General features: G+C 67.9%; 20 protein-coding genes and 2 tRNA genes. 7 read left to right on the top strand and 15 right to left on the bottom strand.

Translation table 11 applies throughout. From position 1 onward, the window contains the following. The first annotated feature begins 50 nt into the window (after positions 1 to 50). From OG817_RS42830 to OG817_RS42820, 3 genes are all read left to right on the top strand, one after another. A complete protein-coding gene (locus tag OG817_RS42830) occupies positions 51 to 1,094 on the top strand; it encodes an adenosine deaminase (protein WP_406050778.1) in 1,044 nt (347 codons plus the stop codon). Continuing rightward, positions 1,052 to 1,684, top strand: coding sequence for a histidine phosphatase family protein (locus tag OG817_RS42825; RefSeq protein ID WP_406050777.1), 633 nt, complete (start codon positions 1,052 to 1,054; stop codon positions 1,682 to 1,684). The genes OG817_RS42830 and OG817_RS42825 overlap by 43 nt, the downstream gene beginning before the upstream one ends. Positions 1,685 to 1,747: 63 nt before the next feature. After that, entirely contained in the window at positions 1,748 to 3,118 is a 1,371-nt protein-coding gene (locus tag OG817_RS42820) for a TrpB-like pyridoxal phosphate-dependent enzyme (RefSeq protein ID WP_406050776.1), read from the top strand. Here the strand turns inward: OG817_RS42820 and OG817_RS42815 are convergent. Then, a complete protein-coding gene (locus OG817_RS42815) occupies positions 3,115 to 3,615 on the bottom strand; it encodes a hypothetical protein (protein WP_406050775.1) in 501 nt (166 codons plus the stop codon). The genes OG817_RS42820 and OG817_RS42815 overlap by 4 nt on opposite strands. A 312-nt stretch (positions 3,616 to 3,927) precedes the next feature. Between OG817_RS42815 and OG817_RS42810 the strand changes: the two genes are divergently transcribed. Genes OG817_RS42810 through OG817_RS42800 form a run of 3 tightly spaced genes read left to right on the top strand, consistent with a single transcriptional unit; the run spans position 3,928 to position 6,430 of the window. Beyond that, positions 3,928 to 5,244, top strand: a complete 1,317-nt coding sequence (locus OG817_RS42810) for a hypothetical protein (RefSeq protein WP_393380378.1) — start codon at positions 3,928 to 3,930, stop codon at positions 5,242 to 5,244. Positions 5,245 to 5,255: 11 nt separating this feature from the next. Further along, on the top strand, positions 5,256 to 5,870 hold the full coding sequence (locus OG817_RS42805) for a 2'-5' RNA ligase family protein (RefSeq protein WP_406050773.1): 615 nt from the start codon (positions 5,256 to 5,258) through the stop codon (positions 5,868 to 5,870). 26 nt (positions 5,871 to 5,896) lie between these two features. Beyond that, positions 5,897 to 6,430 carry a hypothetical protein gene (locus OG817_RS42800; protein WP_406050772.1) on the top strand — a complete coding sequence of 178 codons (534 nt, stop codon included), beginning with the start codon at positions 5,897 to 5,899 and terminating at the stop codon, positions 6,428 to 6,430. A gap of 115 nt (positions 6,431 to 6,545) precedes the next feature. Here OG817_RS42800 and OG817_RS42795 read toward each other — a convergent pair whose 3' ends face one another. The 10 genes from OG817_RS42795 to OG817_RS42750 all read right to left on the bottom strand — a co-directional run bounded on the left by OG817_RS42795 (position 6,546) and on the right by OG817_RS42750 (position 17,126). Next, a complete protein-coding gene (locus tag OG817_RS42795) occupies positions 6,546 to 8,759 on the bottom strand; it encodes an FAD-dependent oxidoreductase (RefSeq protein WP_406050771.1) in 2,214 nt (737 codons plus the stop codon). Between the two features lie 11 nt (positions 8,760 to 8,770). Next, positions 8,771 to 9,646, bottom strand: coding sequence for a MurR/RpiR family transcriptional regulator (locus tag OG817_RS42790; RefSeq protein ID WP_406050770.1), 876 nt, complete (start codon positions 9,644 to 9,646; stop codon positions 8,771 to 8,773). Between the two features lie 19 nt (positions 9,647 to 9,665). Next, entirely contained in the window at positions 9,666 to 11,042 is a 1,377-nt protein-coding gene (locus tag OG817_RS42785; RefSeq protein WP_406050768.1) for a hypothetical protein, read from the bottom strand. Continuing rightward, entirely contained in the window at positions 11,039 to 11,860 is an 822-nt protein-coding gene (locus tag OG817_RS42780; RefSeq protein WP_406050767.1) for a carbohydrate ABC transporter permease, read from the bottom strand. The genes OG817_RS42785 and OG817_RS42780 overlap by 4 nt, the downstream gene beginning before the upstream one ends. Then, positions 11,853 to 12,788: a carbohydrate ABC transporter permease gene (locus tag OG817_RS42775; RefSeq protein ID WP_406050766.1), complete on the bottom strand. Its 936-nt coding sequence runs from the start codon at positions 12,786 to 12,788 to the stop codon at positions 11,853 to 11,855. Before OG817_RS42775 ends, OG817_RS42780 begins: the two co-directional genes overlap by 8 nt. After that, positions 12,788 to 14,086, bottom strand: coding sequence for an ABC transporter substrate-binding protein (locus OG817_RS42770; RefSeq protein ID WP_406050765.1), 1,299 nt, complete (start codon positions 14,084 to 14,086; stop codon positions 12,788 to 12,790). Before OG817_RS42770 ends, OG817_RS42775 begins: the two co-directional genes overlap by 1 nt. Before the next feature lie 163 nt (positions 14,087 to 14,249). Then, positions 14,250 to 15,122 carry a DUF559 domain-containing protein gene (locus OG817_RS42765; RefSeq protein ID WP_406050764.1) on the bottom strand — a complete coding sequence of 291 codons (873 nt, stop codon included), beginning with the start codon at positions 15,120 to 15,122 and terminating at the stop codon, positions 14,250 to 14,252. 155 nt (positions 15,123 to 15,277) lie between these two features. After that, positions 15,278 to 16,303 (bottom strand): UDP-N-acetylmuramate dehydrogenase, encoded by a 1,026-nt coding sequence (locus OG817_RS42760; RefSeq protein ID WP_406050763.1) that lies wholly within the window; start codon positions 16,301 to 16,303, stop codon positions 15,278 to 15,280. Beyond that, the gene (locus tag OG817_RS42755) at positions 16,300 to 16,707 is read right to left on the bottom strand and encodes a MaoC/PaaZ C-terminal domain-containing protein (protein WP_406050761.1); all 408 of its coding nucleotides are present in this window, start codon (positions 16,705 to 16,707) and stop codon (positions 16,300 to 16,302) included. The genes OG817_RS42760 and OG817_RS42755 overlap by 4 nt, the downstream gene beginning before the upstream one ends. Then, positions 16,704 to 17,126 (bottom strand): MaoC family dehydratase N-terminal domain-containing protein, encoded by a 423-nt coding sequence (locus OG817_RS42750; RefSeq protein WP_131361121.1) that lies wholly within the window; start codon positions 17,124 to 17,126, stop codon positions 16,704 to 16,706. Before OG817_RS42750 ends, OG817_RS42755 begins: the two co-directional genes overlap by 4 nt. A 145-nt stretch (positions 17,127 to 17,271) precedes the next feature. On the opposite strand from OG817_RS42750, the gene OG817_RS42745 reads away from it, so the two are divergent. After that, positions 17,272 to 18,018, top strand: a complete 747-nt coding sequence (locus OG817_RS42745) for a hypothetical protein (RefSeq protein WP_406050759.1) — start codon at positions 17,272 to 17,274, stop codon at positions 18,016 to 18,018. Between the two features lie 93 nt (positions 18,019 to 18,111). Here OG817_RS42745 and rpmG read toward each other — a convergent pair whose 3' ends face one another. The 4 genes from rpmG to OG817_RS42725 form a co-directional block, all read right to left on the bottom strand. Continuing rightward, entirely contained in the window at positions 18,112 to 18,279 is a 168-nt protein-coding gene (rpmG, locus tag OG817_RS42740) for a 50S ribosomal protein L33 (protein WP_131361122.1), read from the bottom strand. A 62-nt stretch (positions 18,280 to 18,341) separates the two neighbouring features. Next, positions 18,342 to 18,415, bottom strand: a tRNA-Met gene (locus OG817_RS42735). 50 nt (positions 18,416 to 18,465) lie between these two features. After that, positions 18,466 to 18,538: transfer RNA gene (locus OG817_RS42730), tRNA-Thr, on the bottom strand. 128 nt (positions 18,539 to 18,666) lie between these two features. Continuing rightward, complete coding sequence (locus tag OG817_RS42725; RefSeq protein ID WP_406050758.1) at positions 18,667 to 19,629, bottom strand: NAD-dependent epimerase/dehydratase family protein; 963 nt, start codon at positions 19,627 to 19,629, stop codon at positions 18,667 to 18,669. Positions 19,630 to 19,794: the final 165 nt, after the last annotated feature.

The raw sequence follows: 19,794 nt of genomic DNA, 5'->3' as shown, positions 1-19,794 counted from the left end.
TGGATCAGCCCGATTTCTGTCCGTACGCCGTCCATCGGTAACCTTCGGTAATGACGCAGCGGGATCTGCGGGTGCTGCCGAAGACGCACCTGCATCTGCACTTCTCCGGGTCGATGCGCCACCTGACGCTGGTCGAGCTGGCGGACACGCACGGGGTTCGGCTGCCTGACGCTCTGCGTACCGACTGGCCGCCGGATCTGTCCGCGGCGGACGAGCGCGGCTGGTTCCGGTTCCAGCGCCTGTACGACATCGCCCGGTCGGTGCTGCGCACGGAGGACGACGTACGGCGCCTGGTCCGGGAGGCGGCCGAGGACGACCGGGCCGACGGCTCCCGCTGGCTGGAGATCCAGGTGGACCCGTCCGGGTACGCGAACCGGTTCCACGGCATCACCGAGTTCACCGATCTGGTCCTGGACGCGGCCCGGGACGCGTCGGCCACGACCGGGATCGCGGTGCAGGTGATCATCGCCGCCAACCGCACCCGGCATCCCCTCGATGCCCGGACGCTCGCCCGTCTCGCGGCGCAGTACGTGGGGCGTGGAGTGGTCGGCTTCGGCCTGTCCAACGACGAGCGCCGGGGTACGACGTCCGAGTTCGCACCGGCCTTCCGGATCGCGCGGAACGCCGGACTGCTCGCTGACCCGCACGGCGGCGAGCTGTGTGGCCCCGCGACTGTCCGCACCTGCCTGGACGAGCTGGGAGCCGGCCGCATCGGACATGGGGTGCGCACAGTCGAGGACCCGGACCTCCTGAAGCGGGTGGTCGACGCACAGATCGCGCTGGAGGTCTGTCCGGCGTCAAACGTCTCACTCGGCGTCTACGAGCGACCGGACGACGTGCCGCTGCGCCAGCTCTACGAGTCGGGGGCACGCATCGCGCTCGGAGCGGACGACCCCTTGCTCTTCGGCTCGCGTCTGGCCGAGCAGTACGAGTCAGCCCGCACGGTCCACGGCTTCACCGACCAGGAGCTCGCGGACCTGGCCCGCGGCTCGGTCCTGGCCTCCACCGCACCACCCGACGTCCAGAAGTCCCTGCTCAGTGAGATCGACGAGTGGCTCGGCGTCACGACTCCGGCCCCGGTCCCGGCGTACTAGTGCTGTTCGACGCCGTCTACCTGGCTCGCCACGGGCAGACACAGTGGAACGTCGAGGGACGCAGACAGGGACGGCTGGACTCGTCACTGACTCCTCACGGGCTGCTGCAGGCGCAGCGGAACGCAGCTCTGGTCAGCGACGAGCAGATCGATGCTGTCTTCACCAGTCCACTCGGCCGCGCTCGCCGTACGGCGGAGGTCCTTGCCGACGCGTTGGAGCTACCTGTGCGGGTGGTCGACGACCTCGCAGAGGTCGCGCACGGTGAGTGGTCGGGGCTCACGTCGGCGGAGATCGACTCAGGTTGGCCTGGGCAGCGGGCTGCTCGCGAGAAGGACAAGTACGCCTTCCGCTGTCCCGGTGGCGAGAGCTATGCGGACGCTGAGCTACGAGCCGTACGCGCATTGCAGAGCATCGCAGCGACGGGATCGCTCCGACCGCTGCTCGTCGCGCACGAGATGCTCGGCCGGCTGCTGGTGAAGCAACTCGTCGGGCTCGGCAGCGAGGAGGCTCTGCGGCGCGCTCAACCGTCCGATGTGGTCTATCGGATCACCTCCGCCGGATCGATCGATCGGTTGACGAGTGCCGAATAAGTGCTGGTCTGGTTCCTGAGCAGGGCATTGCCCGGGCCTGCGGGCGGGAATTACGTTGCGTACATGACGCCGACCAAGATCCTGCTCCCAGAGGACGAGCTTCCGACCCGTTGGTACAACGTGCTGCACGACCTCCCCACGCCTCCGCCGCCGGTGCTGCATCCGGGGACGGGGCAACCAGTGGGGCCGGACGATCTCGCGCCGCTGTTCCCGATGGACCTGATCCTGCAGGAGGTCTCACAGGACCAGTACGTCGACATCCCGGGCGAGGTGCTCGATGTGTACCGGCTGTGGCGACCCAGCCCGCTCTACCGGGCGCACCGACTGGAGAAGGCGCTCGACACCCCGGCGCGGATCTACTACAAGTACGAAGGCGTCTCGCCGGCCGGCTCGCACAAGCCGAACACGGCTGTCCCGCAGGCCTACTACAACGCCAAGTCCGGTGTCCGGAAGCTCACCACCGAGACCGGCGCCGGTCAGTGGGGCACAGCACTCGCCTTCGCCTGCGCGCAGTACGGGCTGGAGTGCGAGGTCTGGCAGGTGCGGGCGTCGTACGACCAGAAGCCGTACCGCCGGACGATGATGGAGGTCTTCGGCGCGACCGTCCACCGGAGTCCGTCGGAGCTCACGGAGGCCGGCCGGAAGATCCTGGCGGAGGACCCGGAGTCGCCTGGATCGCTCGGCATCGCGATCAGTGAGGCGGTCGAGTCCGCCCTTCAGGACGAGTCTGTGCACTATGCGCTGGGCTCGGTGCTCAACCACGTGCTGCTGCACCAGACGATCATCGGCGAGGAAGCGCTGATCCAGCTCGCCATGGTTGGTGAGACGGCGGACCTGCTGGTCGGCTGCACCGGTGGCGGGTCGAACTTCGGCGGCCTGGCGTTCCCGTTCCTCCGGGAGAAGTGGGCCGGGCGGATGTCGCCGACCGTCCGCGCGGTCGAGCCGGCCGCGTGCCCGTCGCTGACGCAAGGGACGTACGCCTACGACTTCGGCGACACGATCGGCATGACGCCGCTGATGAAGATGCACACCCTCGGCCACGACTTCATCCCGGACCCGATCCACGCCGGCGGTCTGCGGTACCACGGGATGAGCCCGTTGATCAGCCACCTGTACGAGACCGGCGAGATCGAGGCGGTCGCCAAGCCGCAGTCCGAGTGCTTCGCCGCGGGTCTGCAGTTCGCCCGCACCGAAGGCATCGTGCCGGCGCCCGAGCCGACGCATGCTCTGGCCGCGGCGATCGAGGAAGCCCAACGCTGCAAGGAGTCCGGCGAGGAGAAGGTCATCCTCACCGCTCTCTGCGGTCATGGCCACCTGGACCTGGCGGCGTACGACGCCTACCTCAGCGGTGCAATGACGGACCGTTCCTGGGACGACGCTGATATCCAGGCCGCGGTCGCCCAGGCTCTCACCCGCCTGCCCGTTCTGAGCTAGCGCCTACCGCGCTTCCACCAGGGTTTGGGCCGCTTGGCGACGGCCTCCAGCCAGTCCGCCGGGACGGCCCAACCCCTGGCCTGCACCGCATCGAAGTACGCCGCCTTGAGACTGTCCGGGAGCCAGTAGGTGGCTCTGCTCTGGTGCATGACCTCGAAGTACGTCGTACGTCGCTTGGCGCTCCAGATGGTCGCCTGCTGGGCGCAGTAGGCCAGCCGGACGTAGTCCCACCGTGCCTGCGCGTCCTCCACGTCGAACACCCGCTCCACCACGCGCCCTTGCCGCGGCTCGGCCTCGATCCCGTCGATCAGCCCGAGCACCAGCTGCCGGTCGTGGGTGATCTCGTCCGGCAACCGCAACTCCACCGGATCGAGGACGACAGGCCCCAGCCAAGGTCGCGCCACCTCCAGGAACACCTCCAGCAAGGCGAACCCTTCGTCGGCCCGCTCGAACCGGGCGAGTTCCGCCCGCAAGGTCGTCACCGCTTCCTCGGCCATCCGCCCACCCTAGTGTCCTGAGTCGGAGGTTCGGGGCACTCGGAGGCCGATCCTCCGCATGGGCGGCCAGCCGGTCCGGCATCTGCCCCGACCTGCCCCTGTCTGCCCCGGCCATGCACGCTCAGCTAGGAGCTCCTCGACCACCGATCTGCCCCGGTTCGCCGCCTGCCGACCAGGCGCACCACCCGGAAGCCCCTTACAGCGCGAGAAATCCGGGGCATCTCGGGGCATTCCGGGGCAACCTGGGGCAGATCATCCACAGCCCTCGTCTTCGACCTCACAGAGGGTGCGCGGACACCTACAGTTACCGCCATGCCAGACCCGAACGAACTCCTCCGCACCGCCCGCGAACGCACTCCTTCCCGCCGAGCGCCCGGTGAGCAGATGTCCCGGGCCGAGCTCGCGGAGGCGGTCTGCGGCTGGCTGTGGGAGACGACCGAGACGAAGTACGAGCTCGACGGGCACTACATCGCGAAGCTCGAACGTGGCGCCGTCCGCTGGCCCGGGGCGGCCTACCGGGCCGGCCTGCGCTTCGTCCTGAACGTGGTCGACGACGCCGACCTCGGGTTCGTCGCGCCCGGCGGCCTGGCCGGCACCGATCCGGAGCCGGGGACCAGCTCGATGCTCGGGCTCGAGGACGACCTGGTGCAGGCCGGCGACGAGTCGGTCGCGCTCCTCGCCCTCGCCGAGGAGTCGAATGTCGGCGACCTGACCGTCGAACAGCTGCACGCCGACATCGTGCGCATCACCCAGCAGTACCTGCGCACGCCGACCAGACCGCTGTACATCCGCGCCCGGGCGATCCGGGACCGCGCGTTCCGCCTCCTCGCCGGCCGGCAGCCGCCGAGCCAGACCCGCGACCTGTACGCCGCGGGCGGCTGGGCGCTGACCCTGCTGGCTTGGATCTCGGTCGACCTCGGCCGCCCGGATGTCGCCGAGAGCCACACCCGGACCGCCTGGGCGTGTGCCGAGGCCGCCGAGAGCGACGACCTGCGAGCCTGGGTGCGGGCGACGCAGCACACCGCCGCGTTCTGGCAGGACGACTTCGCCCGGGCGACGACGTACGCGCAGGACGGACTGCAGTACGCGACCGGCAGTTCGACGTTGTTCCTCGCCAGCGTCGCCGCAGTCGATCTCGCCCGCACCGGCCGTCACGCCGAGGCCCGCGAGGCTCTCACGATCGCGAAGCGCACAACGGTCCGCACCGACGTACCGGAACTCGGTGGCCCTTTCCTCTGTACGCCGGAACGCGCGGAAGGCATCTGGTCCGACACGCACCTGGCGCTGGGCGAAGCACAGCGCACCCTCGAGCACGCGGATCGCGGCATCGCGCAGTTCGAGGCAGCGCCACACGCGGTACGCAACTTCGGTTCGGAACGGATGGTCCGGCTCCAGCAGGCCAAGGCACATCTGCAGCTCGGTGATCTGGACGGCGCGACGGAGGCGGTGTCGGTCGTGCTGACCACACCGGTCGAGTACCGGGTGCGTCCGTTGATCCATCGCATCAGCGAGGTCGCCGCCCTCACCCGCCTCAGCCGGCACGCGACCGATCCGAAGGCTCGCGCGCTGCACGACTCCATCCGCGTCTTCACCCGTCATCCCGCCAGCAGGGCGACCCCGAGCAAATGAGAGGCCCGTCGATGTTCGAAGAAGTCCACGACCACTGGTACTGGCGTCCCGGTTGGCGCGCCGACCGTTCCTTCTACACCTGGCACATCACGTTCGCGGACCGATCGGAGATGGCCGCGTTGCATGCGTCGTACGCCGAGCTGGTCGACGACCTCCCAGGCTTCACGCCCGTGCCGCTGGAGTGGTTGCACCTCACCCTGCAGGGCATCGGCTTCACCGACCGGGTGCCGGAATCCGACCTGGCGGACATCGTCAAGGCCACTCGTCACCGGGTCACCCGCCTCGGCTCGTTCCCGGTCGGCATCGGCCCGGCCGTCCTCGACCGCGAGTCCATCCAACTCCCGGTCCGCCCGATCCAACCGCTCCAGCACCTCCGCGACCTCACCCGAGCCGCCATCACCGACGTCTGGGGCGACGACGCCGTCCCCGAACTCCCCGAACTCAACCCCCACATCACCATCGCCTACTGCAACCACCCGGCCCCCGCGGCCCCCATCACCACCCGCATCCTCAACCACCCACCCCGCTCAACCGCCCTCTCCATCACCACCCTCACCCTCCTATCTCTCACCAGAACCCACCACCTCTACCACTGGACCCCCCTCGAGACGATCCCCCTGGACTGACGCACGGGCCCGAGCGCCCACCACCCATGCCGCCCCGACCTCGCGCCCGCATTCACACCTTCGTCGACGAGAACAAGACCCGCGGCCTTCTCATGGCCGCCGCGAGCTGCCCGGCCTCGGCGGTGAGCACCAATCGCCGCACTCTCGCCGGACTTCTGATGCCCGGCCAGCGCAGGATCCATTTCCAGAAGGAGTCCCCTGCGCGGCAACGCAAGATCCTCGCCGCCATCACCGAGCTCGACACAGCCACCAACCTCTACGCCACACCGCGAGCCGACGTCGAGAGCCGACGGCGCTGCCTGACCGCGATCGTGCGAGATGCTGCACGGACCGGCGAGCGGCTCGTGGTGGAGCGCGACGAATCCACCCTGGACTTCGACCGGCAGACGCTGTACCGCGCGGTCCGGATCTATGACTGTGTCGAGACACTTCAGTACGCACTGCTGGCGCCACATCTGGATCCACTGCTGTGGATCCCGGACGCGGTGGTCTGGGCGTGGGCCAAGGGCGGTGAATGGCGCGAGCAGGTTCGCGAGTCCTGCACGACCCGACCCGTCTGAACGCGCGGAACCCGGCTCACCAACCGTCCGGATGGCTGCCGGGTTCACTTCCCACAAGCTATTGCCCTGGGCACCGACAACTCTACCGGCAACTCCGGTCGCGTCGCCAGCAGGATCAGTAGGCGCGGAGGGAGGTTACATGGGCTCGGGGGGAGCCGTTGGTGGTGTGGGGTTTTAGGCGGAGGTGGGTGATGGGGGTCCGGGTCGGGAGGGGGTGGCGGTGGGTTCGGTGGTGGTTGTTGGTCATGGTGGCGATGGGGTGCCAGTCGGCGGTGCCGTTGCGAGCCTCGAGGGTGTAGGACTCGAGGAGGGTGGGGAGCGACGTGAAGGGCGTGCGGTGGTGGTGGAGGTTGATGAGGTCCTCTTCGACATCGTCGTCGAGGATCACGACAACCTCGGAGACATCCACGGGGGCGGACCAGCTGAGTTCGATCCACGGGTCGGGGTCCCAGGCGAGGTCTTCGGAGGACCAGAGGTTGGGGCCGCCGTACGGGCGGGAGTAGCTGCCGATCACCTTCTCCGGTGCGTACGCCGACGTCTCCCCCAGGCGAAGGCACAGACCAGCCCGCGGCAGGATGTGCTTCCAGGCGCGGAACTGTTCGGTCCACTGCTCATCAGGCGACGGGTCGCGATGCGTGAAGTAGATCATCCCGGGCAACCCCGTCGCCGCCGTATGGACGGAGACAGAGGCGTTCTGCTTGAGGACCACGATCACGTTGCCGGGGTGGTCCGGACGATAGTCGACAGGTACGTCGATCCACCGCTTCTCCCCCGCGGCCACGGGCACAGAGCGCGAGTCGATCAACGCCAACGGCAGATAGTTCTGCGGGTTGACCGGGTCGTGCAGCTCGACGGTCAGTACGGCTTCTTCGGCAGCGTCGACCAATAGCTCCAGACGATCCAGCGCAGGATCGACCGGCACGACCATCGCGATATCGGCGTCCAACGGCAACGTGCCCGACGAGACCTCGACAGCCGGCTGGGTCAGCGTCGACGACGCCGTGACAGCGGCCCGCAGAGCAAGGTTGGCCGGATCATCGTCTACGACACCGAGGACGGAGCCATCGGCACGAGTGAGCGCATGCCGCATCAACTCGAAGCGCGAGGAAGCCAACTCACGCGGTGACAAACCGTTGCGCAGGGCAACAGCAGCCCCGATGCCGGCCGCCTCCCCCAGAATCGCGCAGGTCGCCATCACCCGAGTCGTGCCGAACGCGACGTGACTCGCACTGATGTTCCGGCCGGCCATCCACAGATTGCGCACACTCCGCGAGTACAGCGACCGCAGCGGAATGTGGTAGTTCCCATCCGGATGCCAGTGCTTCGACCCGCGTTCGCTCGCATAGACCCCACCAGGCGGGTGCAGATCGATCGACCACCCACCGAACGCGACCCGATCCTCGAACAGCGTCTGCCCGAGTACGTCGTGCTGCGTCAGCACGTGATCACCGAGGAACCGACGGTACTCGCGCTTGCCCGGCACCGACCCGATCCACTCCAGGGTCAGGTTGTCCGCGTCGAACCGCCCCGAGTTCTTGATGTAGTCCCAGATCCCGTAGACGACTGCCTGCAGTTCGTCCCGGATCGCCTCGTTGTCGTCGACGACGTCGAGCTCTCCACCCCACTCGATCCACCAGTACGCGCATCCGTTCAGATCCGACCGGATCACGCGGCGATCCGGGATCGCGGTCTCGGTGATGTCGCGCGCGAACGACGGCGGCACGAACCGCACCGGTGCGCCGATGTCCTTCGTGTAGAAGAGGATCGTGCTGCCGAGCGTGTCGTTGTCCGGTACGTCCGGCGCCCACGACTCGTCGTACATCGACCGCGGCTCGCGTCCCGTCCGGTACTCCGCTCCCGCGAGCAACCCGATCAGGCCGTCGCCCGAGCAGTCGGCGTACGCCGGGCTGACGAACCGGATCTCCTTCTCCGACCCCATCTGCCATCCGGTCACCGACCGGATCTCCCCGGCAGAAGCCTCGACGGTCCGTACGTCGGTGTTCAGGAACAGCTGGATCCGGGGCTCCGCGCGGACCGCCTCCAGCAGCACGAGATCCCAGTAGTAAGGATTTCCCTCGGGGTTGCGGTACTGGTTCTCCACGAACAGCTCGCCCATGATCCCGGTCTCCCGGGCGAAGTGCTGGACACCGTGCGCGGTCGCGCCGCACACCCACACCCGTACCTCGCTGGAGGAGTTGCCGCCGAGCACCGGCCGGTTCTGGACCAGCGCCACCGTGCTCCCCTGCCGGGCCGCGCCGATCGCGGCGCAGATACCGGCGAGCCCTCCGCCGACGACGGTCAGATCGGTCTGGATTTCGAGCTGCTGCATGCAGGAACCTTTCAGCTGTCAGGTGTGATGACGGGTTGTCCGGGCCCGTTCGGGTGGTTGGCCGTGAGGTGGTCCGGGACGCGCTGCGCGACCAGGACGAACAGCAGGCCGGCGGTCAAGGTGTCACTGGCCCGCCCGGCGAAGAACTCGGTCCAGGTCCCACCGACCGGCGTACCGGTGTCGAAGACGACCTCCGCCACCCGGCCGATCGGCGAGTCCGCGACCCCGGTGATCGCGACCGTCAGCGCGCCCCCGGCCTTGGAGCGCTTGACGAACTCCAGCGTGGCCGGATCGTTCCCCTGCCGGGTCACGACCAGCGCGACGTCCCCGGATTCCAGCAACCCGCTGCCGATCGACCCGGCCTGCGGCCCGTCGAAGAACCACACCGGGATCCCGATCCGCAGCAACCGGATGTACAGCTCGCGGGCCGGGATCGCGTCGCCCCACTCCCCATAGATATGGGTACGTCGTGCGCCCGCGATGGAATCGGCGACCCGGGCGGCAGCCGCCAGGTCGATCGACGCCAGCGCGTTGCGGAGAGCGTTGGCCTGGGTACTGGCCAGCACGTTGAGCACCTGTTCGGGCGGGTCCGCCGGACCGATCGCCATCCCGATGTCACTCGCCCAGCCGGCCTCGATCCCGCGGCCGACCTCCATCGCCAGGGCAGCCCGGAGTGCAGGGTACCCGGCGAACCCGAGGTGCGTCGACAACCGGGTCACCGTCGCCGCCGAGGTCTGCGCGGCCTCGGCGAGCTTGGTGATCGACCCGCGCGCGACCTCGTCCGGGTTCGCCTGGATGTGCTCGGCGACCCGCTGCATCGCACCGTTCAGCTCCGGCAGGGCGCGCTTGACCAGCTGCAACGGGCTCGGGCTGTCAGCTCTCTCCATGTCTCCCATTCCGCGATCATCACGTATAGACGAACTGGGCACTCGCCACACCGTCGGTGTCGCTGACGACCCGCACCCAGTGCGCGCTGAATCCGGGCGGGAACACGTGCGTCCGGATCTGCCCCGGCTCGACCGCCAATTCCGTGACCGCCCCGAAGCGCCCGTGCCCGTGGAAGTCGATCTCGACAGTGATCGTGATCGGATCGGCCGAGAAGTTCTCCAGATGCAGGCACTTCCCGTCGAAGCCCGTCATCAGATACGGATCCGACGGCACCCCGGCGGCGACCGGCGTCTCCCACCACGGACCACCCCACCCAGCCGGCTTGCCGAAGCTCCACAGGTCATCCGTCTTCCCGAACCACAGCCCGGACTGCGGCTCGGCTGTGGTCGGGTTGAGTCCGTGACTCGGCGAGGCGTTGTCCGCACCGGCGACGAGCATGCCGCGCCAGGAACAGAAGTCGCCCAGCACCCACAGATGGGTCGAGATCGGCCGCACGCCCCAGATCCGGCCGCCGTACGCCCAGGGCGACAGCTCGTAGAACATGCCGTGGTGGTCGAGCAGGAGCCGCTCGTGCTCGACCTCCCGGATCCGCGGCCACTCGGTCTGCCACTTGTGGTCGAAGCAGTGCGATGCCTTCGGCAGCCGGTACCGCGTCCACTTCTGGTCGGCCTCCGTGAACACCTCGAGGATCGCCGACGCCCGGTCCCATCCGGTCGCGAAGATGGTCCCGCCGAACTCGTGCCGCCCACCGATCGCGGTGTACGGGTCCTCCCGCAGTACCTTCCACGATCGGCCGTCGTACTCCGCGAGCCGCCCGCGCGACCGAACGCCTTCCCACTCGGGCTCGGCGTACTCGTTGGAGCAGACGACGAGCCGGCCGAACGAGGTGTAGCAGTCCTTGTAGTGGACCTTCATCTCGCCGTCCGTGCCGAGCTCGTCGTTGAGGTCGAAGAGCTGCGTGCACTCGTACGTCGTCAGGTCCAGCTCGAGCAGCTCGCCTTCCATCGCCAGCACGTACACGTGGGTGTCCGGCTTGGTCAGGTGCCGCGACGTACCGCAGACCCGCAGCGGCTGGAGCTCGGGGATCGTGACGATCTTGTGGTCGGCACTGATAACGTGCGGCCCGAGGACCAGCTGCGACGTCGGGAAGTGCACGAATCGGTTGGTGTAGGTGCCGTCCACACCGAGGGTCTCGGCGACGATCTCCATCGACAGGTCGGCGTCGATCCGCCGGAGGCTGACGCCGGCACCGGACGGCGCCTTGTGGGAGTTGTAGTTCTGGACGTAGAGCTTCCCGTTCCACGGCATCAGCGAACCGACGCCGAGCTCGCTGCGTGGCGGACCGAAGTCGCCGACCTGCGCGAGATCCGGAAAGACACCTGAGACGTTGATCATTTGATCCCTGTGTGAGTCATGGCCGCGATGAAGCGGCGTTGCAGGACGACGAAGACGATCAGCACCGGGATGATCGAGATCACCGAGGCGGCCATGGTCAGACCCGGTGCGATCTGCCCCTGCTCGTCGACGAAGTTGGTCAGGCTGAGCGGCAGGGTGTAGCGCTCCGGGTTGCTGATCAGCACCAGCGGCGTCTCGTAGTCGTTCCAGGACCAAACGAACGCGAGGATGCCGAGTGCACTGATCACCGGTGTTGCCAACGGCAAGTAGATCCGGGTGAACACTCGCCACTCGTTCGCGCCGTCCATCCGGGCCGCTTCGGCGAACTCGGCCGGCTGACTGACGAAGAACTGCCGCATCAGGAAGGTCCCGAGCACCGTGAACATGCCAGGCAGGATGAGCGCCCACAGCGTGTCGTAGAGCCCGAGCTTCTGGAAGTAGATGAACCGCGGTACCAGCAACAACTGGGCCGGGATGATCGCGGTCGCCAGGTAGACCAGGAACAGCTTGTCCCGGCCCTTGAACGACATCCGCGCGAACGCGTAGCCGGCCATCGTCGCGGTGATCAGTTCCCCGGCGACCCGCAGTACGGCGACGAACACCGACCGCCCGAACGCCGGCAGCACCGAGGTGACACCGCTCAGTACGGTGCTGAAGTTGTCCCACTGGAACGGATCCGGGATCCACTGCATCGGGATCTTGTACGCGTCCACGTCCTGCTTGAGCGCGGTCGACAGCATCCACGCGAACGGCGCGAGGAAGGCGATCGCAAGGATCCACAGCGGGATCCCCCAGTACCACTTGGCGCGCTTAGTCATGCAGAGCCCTCCCTCGCTGGGCCCGCCAGGTCACCAGGGTCAGCACCAGTACACCGACGAAGGTCACCAGGCCGATCGCCGAGGCATAGCCGAACCGGTAGAACTGAAAGCCCGTCTGGTACATGTAGTAGGAGATCGTCGTGGTCGAGTCGCCCGGCCCGCCGGCCGTGATCAACGCGATCAGGCCGAAGCCCTGCGACGCACCGATGATCAGCGTGACCAGCAGGAAGATCGTTGTCGGAAGCAACGACGGCCAGGTGATCACACGGAACTTCGCCCACACCCCGGCGCCGTCGATGTCGGCCGCCTCGTACAGCTGCCGCGGCGCGTCCTGCAGCGCGGACAAATAGATCAGCGAGCAGTAGCCGACGCCACCCCACACCGCCATCACGATCAGCGCCGGTAGCGCCCAGTGCGACGAGGCGAACCAGCCCGGTTGCAGCCCGAAGACGTCGAGCACCTGGTTGACCAGGCCCGCCTTCGGGTTCATCAGCATCAGCCAGGTCATGCCGATCGCGACGATGTTGACGATGTACGGCAGGAAGAAGATCGCTCGGAGTACGGCGCGTCCCGGCAGCGGCCGGTTGAGCGCGATCCCGAGACCCAGTCCGAGGACGACGGTCAGCGGCACGGACACCCCGACGTACACGAGGGTCAGGCCGACCGCGCTCCAGAAGCCGGGGTCGCGGGCAATGGCGATGAAGTTGTCGAGACCGTTGAACTTGATGCCGCCGAGGCCGGACACCAGGTTCCAGTCGGTGAAGGCGAGCACGATCACGCTGATCAGCGGGATCAGGGTGAACGCGATGACGCCGAGCAGGTTGGGCGCGATGAACAGCAGCCCGATCCAGCCCTTCGGCTTGATCCCGGGACCCGGATCGGCCCGGACCGTGGTCCGTTCCGCTGCGACGACGGTGGCGGTGGCCATCAGGAACTCCTCTCGTTCCGGGCGATCGCGGCGTCGGCGACCCGGCGTACCTCACGGATCGCCCCGCCGGGATCCTTCTCGCCGAGCCAGCACAGGTCCTTCTGCTGCTTCACCGCGAGGGTGATCTCGGGGAACCCGGCCAGCCGGGTGTCGGTGGCGAGCTTCGGTTCCGCGTCCAGGACGACACGGCGGAACGACTCGACGTCGAAGTACTTCTCAGGTTCCTTGCCGAGCATTCCGGTGAGCACCTGGTCGTCGGTGACGTTGCCCAGCGTCGGCAGCTTGCCGCCCGCGAGCATCGGCGTGGACCCCTCGGTGAGCCAGAACTTCACGAACTCCCAGGCCGCCTCGGCCTTCGGCGACCTCGGGTTGACCATGACGAAGTTGTTGTAGCTGCCGCCGTTCCAGTCCTGGCCGCCGACGGTCGGGGGTGGCGCGAACGAGACCTTGAAGTCGTGCGGGAACTTCTTCGGGTCGTACAGGTACCGCAGGTTGAACGGTGCGGTCGACCAGAGGTGGAACTCCTCGCCGAGGAACGAGTTCTGCTGGTACGAGTCCAGGTGCCGGGCGAGCACTTCGGTCCACGGGAACGCGGACCCCTCCCGGATCATGTCCTGGCCGATCCGGAAGCTCTGCTCGAAGTGCGGATCACCGAAGTTCGAACGATCGCCGTCGTACCAGTAGTTCGGGCCGAGCGCGATCCGGGCCACGTCGGGGACGGTGTACGCGCCGATGGTCTTCGCGGTGGTCAGCTTCTTCGCGGTCTCGCGGTACTCGTCGATCGTCCACTGCTGCGGAAGGTCGACGCCGGCCTGCTGCCGGAGCTTCTCGTTGAGCAGTACGAAGAACGGCTCACGGGCGGTGGCGAGCGCCTTGATCCGGCCGTTGTCGAGGTACGCCCGCGGTTGATCGGTGTCGAGGAACACCTTCAGTTGCGGGTCCTGGGTCACCCGGTCGGTCAGGTCCGCGGCCAGCCCGGACCCGGCCCGGAGCGCGAGCGACGCCGGCGAGTAGGTGAAGTACACGTCGATGTCGACACCACCCTGCAGCGCGGTGTCCAGCTTCAGATTGCCGCGGGCGTCGTTCACGAACCGCGTGTAGTTCACCTTGTACTGCGGGAACCGCTGCTCGAATGCTTTGACCACGTTCGCCGGCCCGGATGCGGCCGGCACTCCACCCCAGACCTGCAGCACAGCCGACTGCGCTCCCCCACCAGAGCACCCGGGCACCACCGTCGCCAGCGCCCCCGCACCAAGCCCGGCCAGCACCTCCCGCCGCGAAAATCTTTTCCGCCTCACACCCCACCTCCCATCGAATCTCGCAAAAGATTAGCGAGACCGACCAGCTCAGGGAAGAGGCAGCTGCAAATCTTTTTCAGCGGGCCGACGAACGGGTAGTAGTGATCGGGCCAGGCGACCTCCACGCCTGCGGCTATCGCCCAAGCACTCAGGTGGACGATTACTACCCGTTCCTCGGTACACCGAGGCGTTGCGTCAGGGCACTCCGCACGGTGGCCAGAACCCACTCCGGATCACCGATCACCTGCTGATAGGTGAACCTGAGGACAAGCCATCCGTCGGCGATCAACTCGTCGTACCGCCGGCAGTCGTCGGCGAAGTCCGTGGCCGACCCGTGAAACTCATAGCCCTCGGCCTCTAGTGCGACACGAGCCTGCCTGTGCCCCAGGTCCACCCGCGCGCGGAAGCACCCGGTGTCGATCAGTACCTGCGGCTCGAACCCCTCGACGCCCGCCACGAGCAGCAGACTTCGCAGCATCGACTCGAGGAAGCTCTGCGACAGTCCGGTGGCGGCCGCCGCGACGCTGACGGCATTCGGCCGCCCTTGACCTCGCAGAGCCAGCAGGGCTGCCTCCAGCTCGTCACGACTGAGCCGACCGGTCGCGAGCGCAGCGTCAGCAACAGCCAAGGCTTCGCCGAACGGAAGAATCCGGACACAGTCGGAGACTGTGCGCAGGAGTGAGGTGCGTCGGTGGTGCCGGTCAGCCGCTGGAAGAGCCGCCCAGTGCAGAACGGCGGGCGGACCCGATCGTGCGTTGCGGTTCAGGGGCAGGGTGATGTGCGGCTTCTGTGGGGTCACGAGCAGCGGCAACCGCCAAGCCGCCGCTGCGCTGGTGTGCGACAGGACTCCCTCGTACGCGATGGCCGTCGAGAGATCCCTGGCGAGCTCCGGGAGTCCGTAGATCCCCCGCGTCAACCGCTCCACGTCTCCGTGACGCACCGCGCGTGCCAGTGCACGCCGGGACGTCATTCTCACCAGCTCGGCAAAAGTTCCCCAGCCGCCCGACCGGGCCAGCACTTCGACGACGGACTCCACCCCGAAATCCTGCCGACTTACGCGGATTCCCGGCGGCAGTCATCCACAGGGGTACCGACGGACGGGTAGTAGTCACCCCCGGACCTGTGGATCACGGTGGACTGCCGGTCGCCGCGCCCGGGTTTCCGCTACTACTACCCGTTCTTCGGTACGGATCAGAGGGTGCAGTTCACCAGGACTGGTTCGTTGGTGAGGGTGATGGCGAAGGCTTGGTGGACCTGGTTGCGGACGTGGGCGGCCAGGGAGAGGAGTTCCTTGGCGGTGGCGTTGCCGCGGTTGGTGAGGGCGAGGGGGTGTTTGGTGGAGACGGCGGCGGAGCCGATGGCGAAGCCCTTGGAGACGCCGGCGTGTTCGATCAGCCAGGCGGCGCTGGTCTTGACGCGGCCGTCGGGCTGGGGCCACTGCGGCGCACCCGCGGGTACGTCGGCCGGCGTGTCCAGGATCGGGTTGGTGAAGAACGATCCGGCGCTCCACGTGTCGTGGTCGTCCGGGTCCAGCACCATGCCCTTGCTGCGCCGCAACCCCAGCACGGCTTCCCGTACGTCGGTCATCGGCGCCCGCGACCCAGGCTCGACATCCAGTACCCGGGCCAGTTCGGCGTACCCGACCGGTGCGGACAGGTCGCCGAGCGGCAACTGGAAGGTGACCTCGAGTACGACGTACCGCGACGGGTCGGCCTTGAAGCGCGAGTTCCGGTAGCTGAACCCACAGTCGGCGGCGAACATCGTGCGAACCGCGTTGTCGACCCGGTCCCAGACGCGGACCGACGCGATCGTCTCGGCCACCTCGTGACCGTAGGCGCCGACGTTCTGCACCGGCGTCGACCCGGTCAGCCCGGGGATGCCGGACATCGACTCGAGTCCGCTCCACTCCTCGGCGATCGCGCGCTGGACGACGACATCCCAGTCCTCACCGGCGGCGATGTGAACCATTGCCCCGGAGCACATGTCAGCGTCCACGCGGATGCCACGCGTCGCGATCTTGACCACCGTGCCGCGGAAGCCGTCGTCGCCGATCACCACGTTGCTGCCGCCCGACAGCAGCAGCACCGGCTCCCCGGCGGCATCGGCGTCGCGGACCGCGGTGATCAGGTCCTCCTCGGTGCTGACCTCGACGAGCTTGTCGGCCAACCCTCCGATCCGCAGGGTGGTGAAGTCGGCCAGGCGTACATGCGTGGTCACGAGACGCGCACAACCGCCCTGGCCCGGCCTAGCACCTTCTCCTCGCCGGCGATAGCGGTGATGTCGAACTCGGCCAGCCCGTCGGCGACCTTGTCGGCCTTCGCCGAGAACGTCACGCTCGCACCCTTGTCGTCATCCGGTACGACGACCGGCTTGGTGAACCGTACGCCGTACTCCACAAGGTCGGCCGGGTCGTCCAGCCAGTCGGTGACGACGCGGACCGCGGTCGCCATCGTGAGCATGCCGTGCGCGATCACGCCGGGCAGGCCGAGCGCGCCCGCCATCCGGTCGCTCCAGTGGATCGGGTTGAAGTCGCCACTGGCACCGGCGTACCGGACCAGGTCGTCACGTCGAAGCGTCACGGTCAACGGGGGCAACTCGAGGCCCGGTGAAGCGGTCTTCATGCGCCCGCCCGGTTGTGCGAGATCGTGGAGGTCGAGGTGGCGATCGGTTCGCCGTCGACGGTGGTCAGGGCGGTCTCGTACATGATCACCTCGACGTCACCGGCCTTGCGCACGGTGGTGATGGTCGCGGTCGCGGCGATGTCGTCGCCGGCCTTGATCGGGCGGGTGTAGCTGAACTTCTGCGCGCCGTGCACGATCCGGTCCAGCCGCAGTCCGAGCTCCTCGTCGCTCAGCAACTGCTCCAGCGCCCGGCTGCCCAGCATGAACGCGAAGGTCGGCGGCGCGACCGCATCGGCACCCCGGTACGCCGGGTTGGGGTCGCCGATCGCGTCGGCGAACTCGCGGATCTTCTCCCGGCCGACCTGGTAGGACTCGGCGGCCGCATAGCTCCGGCCGACCATCGTGGCGTCGATCGTCATATCGCAAGAGCCTACTGGCACACTGCGAGAGCGTGCCTGCCAGTCCCATGCCGTGCCGAGTGCCGCGCAGTAGGCATGGGACTGGCAGGTACGCTCTTCCTCCGAGTGCCGCCACCCACTCAACCGGAACTGGGGAAGGTTGATCGTGACGGCAGTGGCGGCGCTGGCCAGGTACGCGCCTCGGTACAAACTGGAGATCGGTGAGCCGACGGGCTCCGAGTGGCTTCGGGTCGATCGGATTCTGGAGCCGGACGGCCCCGAGCTCACCGAGCTCCTCAAGCGCGACAACGACGCCAGCGGTCACCGCAGCGCCCATGCCAACGCGCTCAGCTTGATGTCCTTCTACGCCGGCCGCGCCCCCGCGACCGCGCTCCTGCTGTGGGCCCTCGAGGGACATGTCCTGGACATCCGCCCGCACAACCTCTGGGTCCGCCCGCATGACGGCCACGGCCTCGCCGCCGTCGCCGTACGGTCGGCCGACTACCTCCCGGGCGGCCTCGAGACCCTGTACGACGTAGTCCTCCGCCAGCACTTCTTACCTCTGTCCGCCGAACTGCACCGGCGTACCCGGGCCGGTCTCCGGCAGCTCCACGGTGGGGTGGCGGCCGGTTGCGCGATGGGGTTCTGCGCCGCCACTCGCGAGGAGGAGACAGTCGAGCCGGCGCACCTGCTGGAGCGTTGGCAGACGTTCGTCGCCAAGGCGCCGGGCGGCCTGGCCCGGCTGGGCGAGGTCGAGACAGCGGCCGGCAAGCTCGTCTACCTGCGGAACACCTGTTGTCTCTACTACACCAGCGAGGTCGGCACCGGCACGCTCTGCGGCTCGTGCTGCCTGACTCCGCGCGACGAGCGCCTGACCGCCTACGAGGACGGCCGCCCGATCCTCACGGTCTGAGCCCAACGAAAGGGCCGGTCCAGCCGCAGTGAAAACGGCACAGCGAAAGGGCCGCTTCGGTGTCCGAAGCGGCCCTCGCGAAGAAAGCTGAGGTCAGCGGGTCTCGCGGTGGTCCGTGTGGTCGTTGCAGCGCGCGCAGTACTTCTTCATCTCCAGACGATCCGGGTTGTTGCGCCGGTTCTTCTTGGTGATGTAGTTGCGCTCCTTGCAGACCGTGCACGCCAGCGTGATCTTCGGGCGGATGTCGGTTGACTTGGCCACTGCTGCCTCTTCTGATCAGGAGCACGCAGCTTCCGCGCACTCTCGTAGTACTGGTCGGTGGGTAGCGGGGGCGGGAGTCGAACCCGCGACACCACGATTATGAGCCGTGTGCTCTAACCACCTGAGCTACCCCGCCGGGTGAGTTCGTCACCCCACCCGGCGGACCGAGTGAGATGCCGTGCTCAGAGCCCCTTTACGGAATCGAACCGTAGACCTTCTCCTTACCATGGAGACGCTCTGCCGACTGAGCTAAAGGGGCGGGCCGAGGAGAGAGATTACACGGTCCGCCCTCCCGATGTGAAATCGAGCCGGGCGCACCTTGCGGTCCCCTCTGTCCGACCCGGAAAGCATACCGGTTCCTCGCACCTGCTCTGACCAAATTTCCGCCTAAGCGGACCCGGCAGCGGACTCGAGCGCGGCGTCGTCGGCCGAGAAGTCGTCCGAGCCGTCCGGCGGCGGGTTGTCCAGGTGCCAGCGGACCGAGGTTCGCAGCGTCCCGGCCGGGTCCGTCGGCTCCCAGCCGAGCATGGTGTGCGCCTTCCACGAATCCATCAGCAGGTGCTGGCTCAACGTCCCGGTGAGCTCCAGATCCGCCGGCAGCAGGTCGTCGCGGACCTTCACCAACTCGACGTCCTGGGCATCGACCGCTTCCAGGATCTGCTCGGCCAGCAGTCCGTACGGCGCTGTCGTCGGCTCCACGATGTTGAAGGCCTCACCGCGCTGATCTCCCGCCAGGGCCAAAGAGACCGCCGCGGCGACGTCACCGACGTACACACGGCTGAAGAGGAACTGCCCCGACCCGATCGGGATCTGCCGGCGACCGGCCCGGACCCGGCGCAGGACGAACTCGAACCGCCGCTGATAGTCGTGCTCCCCGTAGACGGCACCCAGCCGCAGCACGGTGGCGCCGCGCGGCAGGTACCTCTCTTCCATCTCGAGGTTCTCGTACTGCGGTCCGTCGACGAAGCGTCGCGTCCGCAGCGGCGACCACTCACTCAAGGGCACCGCGTCGGTGTTCCGGCCCGAGTGCAGGGCGTCGTACGCGCGGTAGACGTCGCAACTCGAGATCGCCACCAGCCTCACCGACTCCCCGACCGCGCCCAGCGCCGCGTCGGCCGCCGCCGCATTCATCCCGGACACGTCGACCAGCGCCTCGGGGTCGAACGGCTTCAGCGCCGCCGCCAGCGCCGCACCGTCGTGTCGGTCCACGTGCGCGTGCTCAGCATCGGGCAGCCCGGTGGGCTCATGCTCCCCGCGATGCACCACCAGAAGCGTGTGTCCGTCCGCAGCCAACTGCTCCGTGACTGCCCGTCCGATGAATCGGGTACCACCCAAGATCGCGATCCGCATGCCATCAGTCCTACCCGCCGATCCGGGCCCGCGCAGCCTCCGTCTGCGACCAGCAGACACCTGCGCAATGGCGCCTTATACCGGTCCAGAAGGTCTGCTCAGCGCCATTTCGCGCGTGATCCGCGTCACGGTGAACACTCTTCACTTCCGCCGGGTTCGCACGCC

The sequence above is a fragment of the Kribbella sp. NBC_00889 genome, from assembly GCF_045207705.1.
Classification (GTDB): domain Bacteria; phylum Actinomycetota; class Actinomycetes; order Propionibacteriales; family Kribbellaceae; genus Kribbella.
The sequence above is the reverse complement of the archived record's forward strand: the minus strand, read 5'-3'. Positions and strand labels throughout refer to the sequence as shown.

Excerpts from the sequence above, each read along its gene's own strand:
- OG817_RS42830 (WP_406050778.1), top strand. The coding sequence starts at position 51 with ATGACGCAGCGGGATCTGCGGGTGCTGCCGAAGACGCACCTGCATCTG.
- OG817_RS42820 (WP_406050776.1), top strand. The coding sequence starts at position 1,748 with ATGACGCCGACCAAGATCCTGCTCCCAGAGGACGAGCTTCCGACCCGT.
- OG817_RS42815 (WP_406050775.1), bottom strand. The coding sequence starts at position 3,615 with ATGGCCGAGGAAGCGGTGACGACCTTGCGGGCGGAACTCGCCCGGTTC.
- OG817_RS42810 (WP_393380378.1), top strand. The coding sequence starts at position 3,928 with ATGCCAGACCCGAACGAACTCCTCCGCACCGCCCGCGAACGCACTCCT.
- OG817_RS42805 (WP_406050773.1), top strand. The coding sequence starts at position 5,256 with ATGTTCGAAGAAGTCCACGACCACTGGTACTGGCGTCCCGGTTGGCGC.
- OG817_RS42800 (WP_406050772.1), top strand. The coding sequence starts at position 5,897 with ATGCCGCCCCGACCTCGCGCCCGCATTCACACCTTCGTCGACGAGAAC.
- OG817_RS42795 (WP_406050771.1), bottom strand. The coding sequence starts at position 8,759 with ATGCAGCAGCTCGAAATCCAGACCGATCTGACCGTCGTCGGCGGAGGG.
- OG817_RS42790 (WP_406050770.1), bottom strand. The coding sequence starts at position 9,646 with ATGGAGAGAGCTGACAGCCCGAGCCCGTTGCAGCTGGTCAAGCGCGCC.
- OG817_RS42785 (WP_406050768.1), bottom strand. The coding sequence starts at position 11,042 with ATGATCAACGTCTCAGGTGTCTTTCCGGATCTCGCGCAGGTCGGCGAC.
- OG817_RS42780 (WP_406050767.1), bottom strand. The coding sequence starts at position 11,860 with ATGACTAAGCGCGCCAAGTGGTACTGGGGGATCCCGCTGTGGATCCTT.
- OG817_RS42775 (WP_406050766.1), bottom strand. The coding sequence starts at position 12,788 with ATGGCCACCGCCACCGTCGTCGCAGCGGAACGGACCACGGTCCGGGCC.
- OG817_RS42755 (WP_406050761.1), bottom strand. The coding sequence starts at position 16,707 with ATGAAGACCGCTTCACCGGGCCTCGAGTTGCCCCCGTTGACCGTGACG.
- OG817_RS42750 (WP_131361121.1), bottom strand. The coding sequence starts at position 17,126 with ATGACGATCGACGCCACGATGGTCGGCCGGAGCTATGCGGCCGCCGAG.
- OG817_RS42725 (WP_406050758.1), bottom strand. The coding sequence starts at position 19,629 with ATGCGGATCGCGATCTTGGGTGGTACCCGATTCATCGGACGGGCAGTC.